We start from the raw sequence: 15,537 nt of genomic DNA on the forward strand, positions 1-15,537 counted from the left end.
GACATGTTGAGTAAGCAAGAACGTGAGCATTTACTGCAACTTGGCGAGATGAACACATCGAAGCCACTGCCGGACGAATGTATCCACCAGTTATTTGAACGCCAAGTGGTGAAAATGCCTGATGCGGTTGCAGTGGTTTGTGGTGGAGACAGCCTAAGTTATGGTGAGCTCAATCAAAAAGCCAATCAGTTAGCGCATTATCTTAGAAAGAAAGGGGTTCAGCCGAATACCTTAGTGGGTATATGTATTGAGCGCTCGGTTTCTATGATAGTGGGTCTGCTAGGTATATTAAAGGCCGGTGGCGCTTATGTACCGCTTGACCCAGGCTATCCGCAAGAGCGCTTGGCCTTTATGGTGGCAGACAGTGGTATCAGGCTTTTAGTTACTCACAGTTCATTGTCCCAGGTAGTACCAAACGAATGTGAGGCGGTGTTGGTAGATGATGAGCAGCTGTTTAGCGAAATGGCAGTTGATGATCTTGCGCCAGCGCTTGACAATAAATCGCTGGCCTATGTGATTTACACCTCAGGTTCAACCGGTAAACCTAAAGGGGTTTTAACACCACACCAAGGTGTGGTGCGTTTTGTGTTTGAACCGGAGTTTATGACCATCAACGCCAATAGTAGGGTATCTCAAACTGCTACGGTTAATTTTGATGCGTCGGTATTGGAGATCTGGGGAGCATTACTCAATGGTGCCGCTTTGGTTCTTTACCCCCATAGATATATTGATCTATCACAATTAAATCAGTATGTTGATGAGTATCGGATTGATGTGTTATGGCTCACCTGTGGTTTGTTTGAGCAGTGGTTGGCGACAAAACCTAAACATCCTCATGTCAAGTGGCTGTTAACTGGTGGTGATGTTTTAGCCCCTGAGGTTTTTAAAGAAGCGTTAGCACAGTTTGCTCAAGCGCGAATACTAAATTGTTATGGCCCATCAGAAAACTCGTCATATACCACGACCTATGAGATTGTTGCCGATTCGGTTATACCGGGTAAGCCGGTTCCCATAGGTAAAGCGGTGAGTCAGACTTCTTGCTATGTTTTTGATAGCGAAGGTCGTCTATGTCCTGTTGGTATTCCCGGCGAGTTATATGTTGGTGGGGCGGGGCTCTCATACGGTTATTTAAATAGACCTGAACTGACCGAGGAGCGTTTTGTTGCGAATCCTTACAGGCAAGGAGAGAAATTGTATCGCACAGGTGACCTGGTTCGCTTATTGTCCGATAGCAACCTTGAGTTTATTGATCGAGTGGACAATCAGGTGAAAGTACGTGGGTTTAGGATTGAACTTACAGAGATAGAACATCAGTTATATCGCCTTGAACGGATACAAGATGCCGTGGTGCTTGCTCGAAGTGATGATGGCCGCCGAGAAAAACAACTGGTGGCTTACATTGTGGGAGATTGGTCAGAGGTGACAAACCCGGGAGCGTTTTGCCAGGCACAATTGCGCGGCAGCCTGCCAGGGTACATGATCCCTCAAATATATGTAGTCCTTGATCAATTACCACTGGGACCAAATGGTAAAGTGGACCGTAAAGCTTTGCCTGCTCCTGATTTTTCTGAGTGGCAAGGGCAATATGTAGCGCCTCAATCGGAGTTGGAAAAAGCTCTGTGCGCTATATGGGCACACGTGATGAATATTGAGGAGTCAAAAATCAGTGTTACCGCAGACTTCTTTGAGCTCGGTGGACATTCTTTGCTGTCTGTGGCATTAATCACCAAAATCAGACAGTCGTTGTCTTTGCCTTTACATATCAAACACATTTTTCAACATAAAACCATTAAAGCGTTGGCCTTGGCTATCACTGATGGTAACTTGGATATGGCAGTTGATACCCTTGAGCTGGTTGGTGAATACGTCAAAGGTGCATTCGTCTATGCAGTACCTGCCGCAGCTTCTATGGCAAAAGATTTTCTGTTTGTTGCTAAAGAGCTGAACGCCAAAGGGTACAACCTTAAGGTGTTTAATCACCAAGGTGTATTAGACAGTAGCCCATACTTCCGCAGCATTGAAGATAACGCTTTAGTATGGTCAAAACATTTACTTGAACAGCATGGTGAAGGACCGATTGTATTAGTCGGTCATTCTTATGGCGGAGCGTTAGCGTTGGCTATAGCTAAGTTATTGTGCGATCAAGGACTGGAAGTTAAGTTGTGCTTATTGGATGTTTATTTTGGTCAAAGTAGTGGCAAGTATGAAATGAATATAGTGGCGGAGGACTCAACGTCAGATGCAGTTTTGCAGCAACACCTGATGCCATTTGCACATCGGGTGAAAGTGGTCTTTGAGCAACAGGCAACTTTGTTTGATGAGTATCAACCTGAGACTGAAAACCGGTTTAAGCCGCTATGTCTGATAGCAGAGCAAACGCCAGTCGATACAGAGCGCTACCTAATGTATTTGTCCAGTATTTTCGATAATGGTGTTGATGCCTATTGGGTTAGAGGTGATCACTTCTCAATGCTTAAAGGAGAAGGCGCCGCCGCCATCGCTGGATTTATTGTCAAATAGTAACGCTACCTATAAAGTATAGAGCTTAAACTTTTTGCAGCGCTTTTAGCTAAATATTAAAGGCTAATCCCACACTGGAGTCATTTAGATAAAGTCGGAATATTGATGATTATGAAAAATTTTGAAAAGGAAAGGTACTTTGCTAGCAAAACTATTTAATAAACACCCGATACTTACTAGGTTTTTAGTGTTTATACTGCTCCCAATTGTGGTTATTTTATTCGCTGTCTATTGGAAAATCATACAGAGTATTCCTAATTATTCTGGTGAGATTTATTTACAAGGGATATCCGGGCCTGTTCAAGTGAACTTTGACGAGCAAGGTACACCAACGGTGATCGCCCAAACTGATGCTGATGCTTACTTCATACAAGGCTATTTGCATGCATCAGAAAGAATGTGGCAAATGGAAGTTCAGCGCAGAACAGTACAGGGACGTTTAAGCGAAGTACTAGGCAGAGCTGCGTTTCCAACCGACATTTGGATGCGAACCTTAGGCTTACGCCCGTCGGCCGAAAAAGCGTGGAGTAACTTAGGTTATAGTGCACAAAATGCGCTCATTGCTTATGCGAATGGGGTAAACGCATGGCTGGCACAAGCGCAAACCCTGCCACCAGAGTTTTTAGCGTTGGATTTTACGCCTGAGCCATGGCAACCGGTGGATTCTTTGGCATGGCAAAAGGTGTTGGCGCTAAACCTAGGGCTAAACATGTATCGTGAAATCGACAGATTGACGGCATTAAAGGTCATTCCACCCGAACGGCTCAAAGTGTTTTACGAACATGATCCCGAGCCTGAAACAGCCTACCCACCATTAGTGCTGCAAAATAGAGCTAACGAAGAATCTGATCAGATTATAACTAAGGGGGCTTATCCGTTTGAAAACTTCGAGTCGTTATCTGCTCACCTACAATCGGAACTTGGCCTCGGTTTGACTTATGCCGGCAGTAATGCATGGGCAGTATCAGGGCAGTTTACCGAGTCTGGTAATACCATGTTGGCCAATGATCCTCATCTAGCTATTATGCAAAATTCGCCATGGTATTCCATTGGGCTCAAAGGTGATAAACTGGATGTCATTGGTATGTCTTTCGTTGGTATTCCTGGTGTTGCTCTAGGGAGAAATCGTGATATTGCGTGGGGTACAACATCTTTGATGAGCGATCAGCAAGACATATTTTATCTCAACGTGCCAGTCAGCGACCGCTCTCATTATGTATTAAAGCAAAATGGCAGTACACAGGCGATTGAAATTGATATCGATAAGGAGACTTTTCACATCAAATCAGATTCACCACAGTGGCTGAATAAAGACATATTACCTGTAAATTTTGAGATTCGTCGCACACCTATGGGACCTGTCGTCAGTGATGCAGTGCGTCTCACGCATGAGACTGTGGTGCTGCGTTGGGCTGCGCTAGATGATGATGACAGAAGCTTTGAAGCTTTTCATTTAGTTCAGTATGCTGATAATTGGCAAGCGTTTCGCAACGCTGTTAGTTTGCTCAAAGCCCCTGGTTTGCATTTTATTTATGCCGACTCTCAAGGCAACATCGGCAGTCAGATAGCAGGTCATATTCCTGTTCGAGGAAAAGGGGTAGGCGTCATTCCGCAACGGCTGCAAAGCGGCCAGGATATGTGGAAAGGCTATGTGCCTTTTGACCAGTTACCTTCTATTTATAATCCCCAATCTGGTTTTGTGATTGCTGCGAATAGTCAGATTGAAAGCGAGCTGGTTATCTCTCATGAGTGGGCATCAGACGCACGATTTCGCAGAATCCATCATTTACTGCAGGAGTATATTACCCAAGGTAAGAAGATCAACATCTCAGATATGGTTAAGATCCAAAATGATCAGGTTGATTTAAATAGCAAAGCGCTATTACCAATCCTGACCGACCAGAAATTAGCTGAAGCGATTATTAAGCAGGTGGACGATGACGAGCGTCATATGGTTAGCGAAGCGCTGGCTCAATTGTCTACTTGGGATGCGCAATATCGGGTAGACAGTGTTGCCGCAACTATATATGAAGCCTGGGTCAATGAACTTAAAATGGCGATGTTCTCCACTAAACTTAACCCTGCATGGAACAACTCTAATGTGGCCTCTGACTTTATTTTAACTGTTTCTGAGACTAAGATGGCTGAAGTGCTGTCAAACGATGATTTTTGGTGTAATTCTAGTGGTGATAGCCAAAAAATACCTTGTCAAGATGAGCTTATCAACAGCTTTAAGGCCGCTGTAGATTTGATTGAGAAACAAATCGGCAGTGATGATGTTAGCGACTGGCTTTGGTCTAAAACACACAATCTCAGATTAGCTCACACGCTCTTCTCTACAGTATTGGAAAAACCATTCACAAAAGAAGTGCCTATGGGCGGAGCACAGAATACAATCAATTTGGCACTTTGGGTTAATTCACCTAATCGTGGTTACCAAAAATCACTTGGAGCAAGTTTTCGCCAAGTGTTTGATTTAGGTAAAAAGCAAGACGATGGTAAGACCATTGATCAGATTAATGCTTACGTAATACCTACAGGTCAATCTGGCCACTTTTTAAGTAAGCATTACAATGATCAAACAGCTATATATAATGCAGGCAAAACACATTATTATCGTTCTATGGATGCATCAAAATTACAAAATGATGCCAAAAAACCTGAAAAAAACGACTTAGCTACGCTAAGGTATTATCCGAAAAGTGGTGGTTGATATGGAAGCGCTTAAACTATTTGCAAAATACGCCCCCAATAAAACTTTTTTCGCAGTGTTACTTGGCACCATTGCTGGACTTTGTTACTCCGCCTTGATCCCAATAGTGATGATGTCGTTAGCAGATGACAATACTTTTGCAGTGGGCAGTAGTGTGACGAAACTTTGGGGGATAGAGGTAACTAACTCAAAGTTTGCGGCTTTATTTTTTGTACTGTGCGTAGTTATATTAATATTTAAATCAGGTTCTGAGATTATACTCAATCGACTAGCATTGAATATTCGTCATAATCTTAGAACAGAGTTATACGATCGTGTGCAGCGTTCCAGTATTTCGTCTTTAGAGCATGTTGGACCTTCTCGATTGATCCAAGCTTTAACCACAGATGTCTCTGCAGTTGTTGCAGGAGCTGGAACATTCCCCCAAATCATTACCGCCGTAGTTACGAGCTTAGGCGTATTGAGCTTTTTAGCCTACCTTGATCTCAATATTTTTTGGTTTGTAATAAAGGTTATCGTTTTTGGTGTAGTGGCTTATCAGATCCCTATTATTATAGGTACTCGTTACTTTTCAAAAGCTCGAGAGCATCAAGATCACTTACAAGAAGCCGTTAAAGGACTGATAGGAGGTGCAAAAGAGCTAAAATTAAGCGAGGGTAAAAAACGCGCCTATAATGAGCAGATTTTACAAAAAGAAGAAATGATTGTCAAAGATCTGGAAAAGACTGGAAGTTCTATTTACACCTTAACTGGCAATTTTGGCAACCTATTGTGCTTTTTTGCGATAGGCGGGATCGGGTTTATTTTTATCAACTACCATGCTATCTCATTGCCAGAAATTTTTGCCTCAATCATGATATTGCTGTATGTCAGCGGCCCAATTATCATGATAATGAACTTTGTTCCTCAACTTGCCATGACCCAAATATCTTTACGAAAAATAGATCTGCTTTTTTATGAATTGCCACCAGAGGCGGTTAGCGAATATATTAATCCGGTTTCATCATGGCAAACAGTTACTTTGAAAGACGTTTATTATAATTATCCTTTGCAACCGAACCAGAGTAAGTCTTTTGTTATAGGCCCAGTTAACATTAAAATAAACCGCGGAGAAATTACTTATATTACTGGAGGTAACGGCTCGGGGAAATCTACCCTCGCTAAACTACTGACACTACATTATGAAGCGTCGGAGGGGGATATTTATTTTGATGGTGTTAAAGTCGTAAAGGAACGATTGAATGACTATCGTCAGGAGTTGTCGTGTATTTATTCTGATTATTATTTATTTGACCGATTGTTAGACGAAAAAAGCCTGACTGAAGGTTATAAAGAGAAAATCAACTATTATTTAAAGTCTTTTAGCATGGATAAAAAAGTTCAGCTCAAAGATGGACGATTTACGACCTTAAAACTATCCGATGGTCAACGGCGCAGACTAGCGTTAATAGTTACTATTATTGAAGATAAGCCTCTGATCTTGTTTGATGAGTGGGCCGCAGATCAGGACCCTATGTTTAAAGATATATTTTATCGAGAGATACTTCCTAGCCTTAAGAAGAAAAATAAGGCCATAGTGGTGATCTCGCATGACGACAGATACTTTGACTTAGCTGATCAAATGATAATTATGGAATCTGGTAAAGTGATTGGATCAGGCATGGACAATGCTTCGAAGTTTGAAGTTGTAAGAGTGTTGGCTACCTGAGGTAGCATGAACACCGTTTGGCTTTAGCTAAGAGTTAGGAGTCAGTGGAACATAACAGTTTGTATTATTCAGTCATTGTGCCGTATAGTAGAAAGCTAAGTTGCTGTTAAACGATTACAATTTTTGTGTATCACTATGGAACCAGAAGATTTAGAGAGCTTGTTTACCTTCGCTCTAGAATCTAGAATTGAAGAACAGTGCTTAGTGGAGTCTCCAATGTACTGGTACAAAAGCATTATCGATGACACATATGAAAAAATATAATTTAATTTTGGACTAGATATGGAAAAAATATTGACTCAGGATCATCATCTTTTCAATCTGCACTCTGCAGGCTCTTTAGCTGAAGTTGACAGAATAAATAAAAAGTTCTACGGAAGATTTAACTTTCCTTGGAACCCGTCCATGCTGGCAAAGTATCATGACCAAAAGTTTTGGATCAAAACCTTAAACCAAGAGTTAGGTTATTTCGACCATAAGAGGCTGTTCGAGAAACCTAAGATTTGGGTTGCTGGTTGTGGCACCAATCAAGCCGTTATTACTGCTTTAAAGTACCCTGACTCAGAAGTGCTTGGAACAGACTTATCCAAAGAGTCTCTAGCTGCAGCGAGGTCTTTAGCAGAGCGGATGAATGTTGAGAACTTAAAACTAGAAGAGCGCAGCATCAACGAAGTAGAGTATGATAATGAATTCGACATGGTCATTTGCACTGGAGTCATTCACCATAATTTCGACCCTTCTTCGCCTTTGGCATCGCTGGAACGAGCGCTTAAAAGAAATGGCATCCTTGAGCTGTTCGTTTACAACTACTATCACCGTATCACTACAACGTCATTCCAAAAAGCCATCCGAATGATGTGTTCTACATCGCGTCAGCCTAATATTGACGTTGAGTTGCCAATATCTTCCTACATGATTAGAGACACCGCAGCTAATTACAGTAGCCTTATGAAATCATTTCTTGAACCACTGGTGGACGAGCATGAAAGTGCAATGGCAGATGCAATTTTACAACCGGTAGAATTTAGCTATACCGTAGAAACCTTTAATTCCCTCGTTCAGGCTATGGATCTAGAAATAGTAACCCCATGCTTAAATCAATGGGATAAGGCTGAAGATAGACTTTCTTGGGAAATGAATTTCAGTGACAAAGCCGTTGCAGAGCAATACATGTCGCTTCCTGACATCATCCGATGGCAAGTTGGTAATTTGTTAAAGCTGGAACAATCTCCTCATGTTTGGTTTTATGTACAACGTAAAGACTCTGACTTTGCGGTAAAAACTAGCCAGCAGATATGTGCGGAGTTCCTTAATACTCGATTCAAGAAGCTCCGAACTACTTATGAGTTGCATGTGATGCAAGAAGACAGCTCTTATAAGTTAGAAGACAGTAATAAAAAACAACCGGATCCAGTGTTTCCTAAAGACAAAGTTGCTGCTCGCGTCTTTGAGCATTGTACAGGGCAAAAATCCATTGGGGAGATACTGAAAAGTCTGAGAATGGAATTAGGATATCATGAGCTAAATGAATTAAGGCTACGTCTGACGACGCCAGCTTACCCTTATTTAGAAGCTGTTGCTTAATAATTAATAGTTTATTTTTCTAGTTGCTCTGAGAATAAGTGCAATTTAATCGTAGCTATAGCTGAGCTATGCCCCGCAACTTGTATTAGAGACAGGTTGAAACAATAGGTTTTATAAGGCATTATAAATCTGTTGGCTAGGTAAAACATTGTCATTCAAATAATTCACGGGTAACAGTTACCCAAAGCGATATAAAAAAGAGTTTTCATGGATAGAGTAATAAGACCTTCAGCACGGAAATTTCTACCGGCAAAAATTATTGTTACTGTTGCAATTGTTGTATCAATGATTTTGGGATATCAATTATTTGCCTCCGACTCCAGGGTTCAGCAACAATATGTTGCAAGGAACTCAGTAAAAATTGTTGTCGTAAAACAAGGCGTCTTCAACGAGAATCTCAATGTACGAGGGATCTTAACACCAAAAAAAACCGTCTATCTTGATGCCATCTCAGGCGGAGTCGTAGAAGAAAAAATTGTTGAGCGGGGTGCTTATGTTAAAGTTGGGGAGCCATTGATCAGACTTTCTAACACTGCATTACAGCTAGAAGTAATTAGCCGAGAAGCTCAGATCACCGAACAATTAAACTTCCTACGCAACACACAGATCAATGCCGATACAGCCGCATTGGATTTAGAACGAGAAATTCTTGATACTAATAACCAGATCCTAACCACAAAAAGGAACTTGAAGAAATTTAAGCAGCTTAGTAACAATGGTTATGTTGAGAAAAATAGTATTGAAGAGTTAGAACAAAATCTGGACTATTTTGAAAGGCGCTCAGAACTTAATTCTAATCGAAAAGCTCAGCAAGAGAAAATCCGAAGTATACAATTGCGACAACTAGAAGAAAGCGCCGTCAAGTTAGAAGAAAACCTCAAGTTTGCTCGGAAAAGTCTTGATAACCTTTTAATTGCAGCCCCAGTGTCTGGCTATCTTAGCGAGCTGGATATAGAAATTGGCGAACTCAAAGCATCAGGCTCAAGGCTGGGACAGATCGATATTCCCGGCAGTTTTAAAATTGTCGCCTCATTAGATGAGTATTACCTGAACGCAATTCAAGTAGGGATGCCTGTTAAGTTCCAGATAGAAAAAACTTCACTTGAATCACAAGTGTCGAAAGTAGACAGTCGAGTTAACCTCGGCCAGTTTTTAATAGAAGTAGACATCCAGTCAATACCAAAACAAGAGTTGCATCAGATCAAGCGAGGCCAAAGTCTTGAACTGGCGATAACACTTGGAAATTCAGTGGATGACACTTTGCTTTTAGATAAAGGCGCATTTTATGCTTCTACTGGTGGCAACTGGGTTTTTGTTCTTGACAAAGATGGCAATACAGCCACAAGAAGGAACATCCAAATTGGTATGCAAAACCGTCAGTTCTATCAGGTCATCGATGGTTTAGAACTTGGGGATAAAGTGATCACGTCCAGCTATCAAACGTTTAACAATGCCGACGAAATTATTTTAAATTAAATAATTCAAGTGGTCTTCCAAATCAAGTCTTAGAAGCAAAGGATCCAACTATGCAGCGTGAGAAATTTACAGAGCAACAGCTTTCACAAATTAATGCGTCTAATCTGATAAAAGTAGAAGGCCAGCCACTTCTACTTCATTTGGAGCATGTAAATACTAGCGCTTCTGATTTCATAAAAAATAACAAAGCAGAGATACAAAGGCTTATTAACGAAAATGGCGCACTACTGATCCGCGGTTTAAATGTCCGTAGCAGTAGAGAGTTTAGTAATTTTCTGGCAGAAATTTTTAATAGCCCACTTCTCAAATACACCTATCGTTCAACACCAAGAACTGAGTTTCGTGGCAATATATACACAGCAACAGAGTATCCAAAAAACCAAAGCATTGCACAACACAATGAAAACTCTTACTCGCGCTCTTGGCCTCATAGAATAGGATTTTTGTGCTTGGTACCACCTGAAAAAGGCGGCGAGACACCAATCAGTTGTAGTCAAAAAATTTACGAACTGATACCAGATTACGTCAAGCAAGAGTTTGAAGAAAAAGGCGTAATGTATGTACGCAATTACCTCGATGTAGACTTATCTTGGAGGGAAGTATTTCAAACTGATGATAAAAGTGAAGTCGTTGCCTATTGCGACAGCCACGACATGACATATGAATGGTTACCTACAGGCTTAAGAACCAAACAAATAAATCCAGCATCAATCGTACATCAAGGAACCAACAAAAAAGTGTGGTTTAACCAAGCTCACTTGTTCCACGTCTCAAACCTAGACACAGAACTCGCAGAAACCTTACTTAGCACAGTTGGCGTAGAAAACCTGCCCAGAAACACATATTTTGGCGATGGCTCAAAAATACCAGTTGAGTATTTACGAATTATTCGAGAGCTGTACGAAGATACCAAAATCAAGTTTCAATGGGAGTTGAGCGACATAATGCTATTGGACAACGTGAGATTTACCCACGGCAGAGAACCATTTGAAGGTGAAAGACAAGTTATTGTAGGTATGGCCTGCCCAAATGAGTAGTAGCTAAGATTTGGTCTGACGATTACCAGTTTTGTATGAGTGTCAAATACTTAAATTAACATAAACTTATGAATTTGAAACTTTACATTCATTGATGTGTAGATTAACGTTAAGTTCTGGTTGCGCGAGCGATGAGATTGGTTTTTTTGATGTTTATATTCAAGATGGTTTTTAGGACCAAATGACCTGAAGAAGTTGCTTAGTGGAATTCAAGGAGGTCGTTGGTTCGAATCGACATGATACGTTGCAGCTGGCCTGGGGCAAGTCGAAATTAAAATATTGGATCTCCTTTATTCAGCGAAATTGAGATTAAGCTAGTGGATTAATTGTTAGCTTGCAGATGGAATTGCCAGCTTGCAGGCAAACTGGCCGGGTCAGAAAGTAAGGTCCGTACAGAGATGTGTCTAGAGCAAATTCGGTTTCTAGTTCATTTTACATCCAATCTTTTGGTTATCAGCGGTCGAGGCGGGTAGAGCGTTAATCAGTTTTGTGCTGTCGAAGTATTTTGTTAATCAGCACAACTATCCGGCGTTGATTACTCAATTAACATCTCGTCTGGTGACATGAAGTTCGGATGCGGTGGGTGCAGGTCCACATGGAGATGATTTTTACTTTCATGGAAATATTCTAAACAGTGAGATATTGACAATTTCGTTTTTGTCGAACTACTTAGGGCTCGATGAAAGAGTTAGCTGAGCGCCAGGCTCGTTATGATGACAGTAGAGATTTACATAGTTGTGGAGTGCTTGCTTTGAGCCGGCATATGAATGTTTGGTTTCTTGCAGTGCTGGTTGATTTATGAACAGCGAAAGCTCGCTGAATTGTATAGGTGAATAAATAATATGATTGAAATAACTGGTCTTTCTTGCACTTATAGGACAGCAACCATAGAAACTACCGCTGTTAATAAGATTAGCTTTACCATTAATAAAGGTGAGTTTGTCGGTATTGTTGGTCCATCAGGTAGCGGCAAGTCAACCTTATTGAATGTTTTGGGGATGTTAGACTCTCCAGATGACGGTTCGTATAAATTTAATGATCAGGAGATTTCTGCGTTTAGCGAAAGTAAACTCTCTGATTTGAGAAAAAGTAATATTGGTTTCGTATTTCAAAGCTTTAATCTAGTTGACACTTTGTCGGTATATGAAAACATTGAACTCCCTCTTCTTTATCTTAAGTTACCAAGCACTGAGCGCGCTGAACGCGTAAATGAGATGCTCAAAAGGTTCGATTTGGAGAACCGTGCTTCGCATATGCCTCAACAATTATCTGGTGGTCAGCAGCAAAGGGTGGCGGTCGCCAGAGCCGTGGTTATTCAACCTAAAGTGCTTCTCGCAGACGAACCTACGGGTAATCTTGATTCTAAAAATGGCCAAGATGTGATGGAAATGCTGCTGCGGTTGAATAAAGAGGGTACCACTGTGATCATGGTGACTCACTCTGAAACGCAGCTGCAATACTGTAGCAGGGTTATTCGCTTATTCGACGGCAAGCTGGTATCAGATGAATCTGTACAGAGTGTTGAAAAAATCACTGTAAGCAAAGAAGGTAAGGCCTATGCTTAGTTTGATTATTAATTATGCAAAAAGTGGAATTAGAGCTTTAACAAGGCACAAGTTGTTTTTGTTACTAAATTTTATAGGTTTGTCTGTTGGTATTGCGACAACCATTTTGGTGTCTGCATACACCATGAATGAAATGTCCTACGATAAGTTCCATCCAAATGCTAAGCGAATTTATCGTGTGATGGAGTTAGCGGTAGATTCTGACCGAAAGTATTCGATGTCTAGTCCTCGCGGCTTGCAGTACTATCAGAAAATTCCTGGGGTTGAAGCTCAGGCTGCACTCGTCAAAGGCGATTGGTTAATCGAAACTAAGGTTGAGCACAAAGGTAATCATCTTAGATTACAAGATGTTTATGCAGGTACAAGCAACATCTTAGACTTTTTTGCTATTACCACTATTGAAGGGGATTTGACAAAAGCCCTTAAAGAGCCGGACAAAATCGCTTTATCAAAGTCTGAAGCAACTCGTTTTTTTGGGAGTAATTCAGCATTAGGGCAGGTGCTGGTTGCTGGCGATCACTCATGGACTGTCGTGGGGGTATTTGAGGATTTACCTGCCAATACCCATTTGAATATTAAGGCGCTTATTACCTCTAAGCCGTATGAAGAATTGATGGGCAAGTTGAGCTACTCCTATATTTTACTTTCCGAAAGCGCGGATGTTAAGCAGGTTTCTGTATCTATAACCAAATTTATGACAGAGTTATGGAATTCAACCGGTGTTGAATTTTACTTACAACCTTTGCTCAACATTCATCTTGATCCGAACTTGAAAGAAGAAATGAAGGTGGGCGGGTCTCATTTAGTTGTTAGCTTGTCATTGATCTTAAGCTTGCTGCTAATTTTCATTGTCAGTTTTAGCTCTATTAATATGAACATAGCCCGTGCAGGTGAGAGAGCAACAGAAGTCGGTATCAGGAAGACTATCGGAGCCACCAGATTTCAATTGATCACTCAGTTCTTGATGGAGTCAGTGGGGCTTTATTTGCTCTCTGGTGTTTTGGCTTGCCTTATTGCTAAACTGTTTCTCAATGATTTTAACTTGTTGATCGGTCGTGTCCTCGATTTGGAGGTCATCGGTATAACCGGTATTTATATCGTTGTCTTTTGTATCTTTCTGGGCATCTTGTCTGGGCTTTATCCTGCAGTATTTATCTCGGCATTCAACACTAAACGCGTGTTAAGTGGTGATTTAAGCCGAGGTAACACTGCCATCATTTTACGTAAGGTAGTTTTGGTGTTTCAGGCTGCTATTTCAATCGGCTTTGTGGTAGGAACTTTAATACTTTACAATCAATTAAGCTTTCTTAACAGCCTGCCGACTAACTATGAGCGAGCTGAAAGGATTCAGGTTACTGAAACTAATCCGAGTAAACTGTTCTTTCATGAATCTTTTGCTTACGGAGATCACTATGAGTTACCGTTGGAAGAACTTGAAAGAACTTATAGGGCGTCTAGCAGAGCGTTGTTTGATGATTTGAAAAAAATTGATGGTGTGTTAGGTGCGACACCGACAGACTTTGATTTGACTCGCCATCTTAATGCTGGCGTGCGTAACTTTACTATCCAAGGCGTAGAAACCTTCCCTCAAGTTTTTGGTTATGGTGCTGTAGGCTATAGCGCCGCTGAAGTCTTGGGTTTAAATCTGGTTGCTGGTCGAGACTTCAACAAAGATTCTGATTTGTTTAATAGTATTAATAAAACATTATCTATCTTGATTCCTGAATCAATGGTTAACCTCGCAGGCTTTGCAAGTCCGCAAGATGCTGTTGGTAAGACTGCGCATTTTCCAGCAGGACCTTTTGAAATGGTCACTGGAACCATAGTCGGGGTGTTTAAAGACATTAAACTAAGCTCAATAAAAGAGGACAGCTTTCCAATGATTTTTGGTTGTGGCCTGTCGTGGGCTCAATCTGCCAATTTGGTACTTCATGTAGCCGAAGATAATGCAGATGTACGTCAAAAAGTCACGTCGCTATTAGAGCCGAGGTTGCAGAATTTCCCACTGACGATTGAATCAATGAAGCACAACTATGAGGTGATTTATCAAGAGGATAACAACCTTTCGCGGTTGGTTTTCACCTTTGCGACTTTAATTGTTACCTTGTCCACTATTGGTTTATTTGGTCTCTGTGCATTTACCGCCAGCCAGCGAAGGAAAGAGATCGCACTACGTAAAGTCTTGGGGGCATCGAAACTAAGCATCTTAGTTTTGCTAGCAAAGGAGCATGTTGTTATTAGCATTATTGGCATGCTGATCGTTTCACCGATAGCCTATCATTTGATTGAGCGCTGGTTGTCTATTTTCAATGAAAGAGTTGAGCAATCGGTTTTGATTTACTTCTCAGCCATCTTGATTGTCATAACCATAACTATTGCTACTATTTATGCAATCGTAGATAGGGTTATGAGAGTCAGACCCGGCAAAGTATTAAGAGACTGATTTAGTGAATAAATAGCGATATGAACCAATAATGGCAAGAATCCTTTTGCTCCATTGTACACGGGCTGTTCGAATAGCTGCCGACAGCCAACACACTGAACGAGCTGGCATTCTGATCGGAACAACAGTTATACTGCAAGGTATGGTTGTTGTTCCGCCTATAGTAGTTATCAACTAATTCTCACCACATCGCTCTAACCAAACCAGTATCTGAACCAGGATTAATTCGGATCCAACCAACTTTTATAGTGATGTGGCCACTAATCAGCTGTCACCGGTAGAATAGGAAAGCCGTTATCAAGAACGGCAGAAAAGTTTTCGCTTATCGATTGCGATTCAATATGCTTCCTGCTGTATTTGAAAAGCAGCACATTGTTAGGCAACAAACTGTCTAAGTGCGTATTCTGCCCCAAAGTGAACACCGATTCTGATTTAAAATGAACACCTGTTCTGGTTTTATGTGAACACCCATTCTGGCGCAAAGTGAACAC

General features: G+C 41.2%; 9 protein-coding genes. 8 read left to right on the plus strand and 1 reads right to left on the minus strand.

Features of this window, described 5'->3' with window-relative positions:
* From J2W69_RS20045 to J2W69_RS20080, 8 genes are all read left to right on the plus strand, one after another.
* On the plus strand, positions 1 to 2,520 hold a 2,520-nt coding region (locus tag J2W69_RS20045), incomplete at its 5' end, for a non-ribosomal peptide synthetase (RefSeq protein WP_310281911.1).
* Between the two features lie 139 nt (positions 2,521 to 2,659).
* Complete coding sequence (locus J2W69_RS20050) at positions 2,660 to 5,233, plus strand: penicillin acylase family protein (protein ID WP_310281913.1); 2,574 nt, start codon at positions 2,660 to 2,662, stop codon at positions 5,231 to 5,233.
* A 1-nt stretch (position 5,234) separates the two neighbouring features.
* Positions 5,235 to 6,941 carry a cyclic peptide export ABC transporter gene (locus J2W69_RS20055; RefSeq protein WP_310281914.1) on the plus strand — a complete coding sequence of 569 codons (1,707 nt, stop codon included), beginning with the start codon at positions 5,235 to 5,237 and terminating at the stop codon, positions 6,939 to 6,941.
* Between the two features lie 282 nt (positions 6,942 to 7,223).
* On the plus strand, positions 7,224 to 8,525 hold the full coding sequence (locus J2W69_RS20060) for a class I SAM-dependent methyltransferase (protein ID WP_310281915.1): 1,302 nt from the start codon (positions 7,224 to 7,226) through the stop codon (positions 8,523 to 8,525).
* A 207-nt stretch (positions 8,526 to 8,732) separates the two neighbouring features.
* Positions 8,733 to 10,001, plus strand: a complete 1,269-nt coding sequence (locus J2W69_RS20065; RefSeq protein ID WP_310281916.1) for an efflux RND transporter periplasmic adaptor subunit — start codon at positions 8,733 to 8,735, stop codon at positions 9,999 to 10,001.
* Positions 10,002 to 10,051: 50 nt separating this feature from the next.
* On the plus strand, positions 10,052 to 11,038 hold the full coding sequence (locus J2W69_RS20070; protein WP_310281917.1) for a TauD/TfdA family dioxygenase: 987 nt from the start codon (positions 10,052 to 10,054) through the stop codon (positions 11,036 to 11,038).
* Between the two features lie 842 nt (positions 11,039 to 11,880).
* Positions 11,881 to 12,603 (plus strand): ABC transporter ATP-binding protein, encoded by a 723-nt coding sequence (locus tag J2W69_RS20075; RefSeq protein ID WP_310281918.1) that lies wholly within the window; start codon positions 11,881 to 11,883, stop codon positions 12,601 to 12,603.
* The gene (locus J2W69_RS20080) at positions 12,596 to 15,046 is read left to right on the plus strand and encodes an ABC transporter permease (RefSeq protein WP_310281922.1); all 2,451 of its coding nucleotides are present in this window, start codon (positions 12,596 to 12,598) and stop codon (positions 15,044 to 15,046) included. The genes J2W69_RS20075 and J2W69_RS20080 overlap by 8 nt, the downstream gene beginning before the upstream one ends.
* A gap of 260 nt (positions 15,047 to 15,306) precedes the next feature.
* Here the strand turns inward: J2W69_RS20080 and J2W69_RS20085 are convergent.
* On the minus strand, positions 15,307 to 15,537 hold a 231-nt coding region (locus tag J2W69_RS20085), incomplete at its 5' end, for a hypothetical protein (protein WP_310281924.1).

The sequence above is a fragment of the Rheinheimera soli genome, assembly GCF_031457405.1.
In the GTDB taxonomy this organism is placed as follows: domain Bacteria; phylum Pseudomonadota; class Gammaproteobacteria; order Enterobacterales; family Alteromonadaceae; genus Pararheinheimera; species Pararheinheimera soli_A.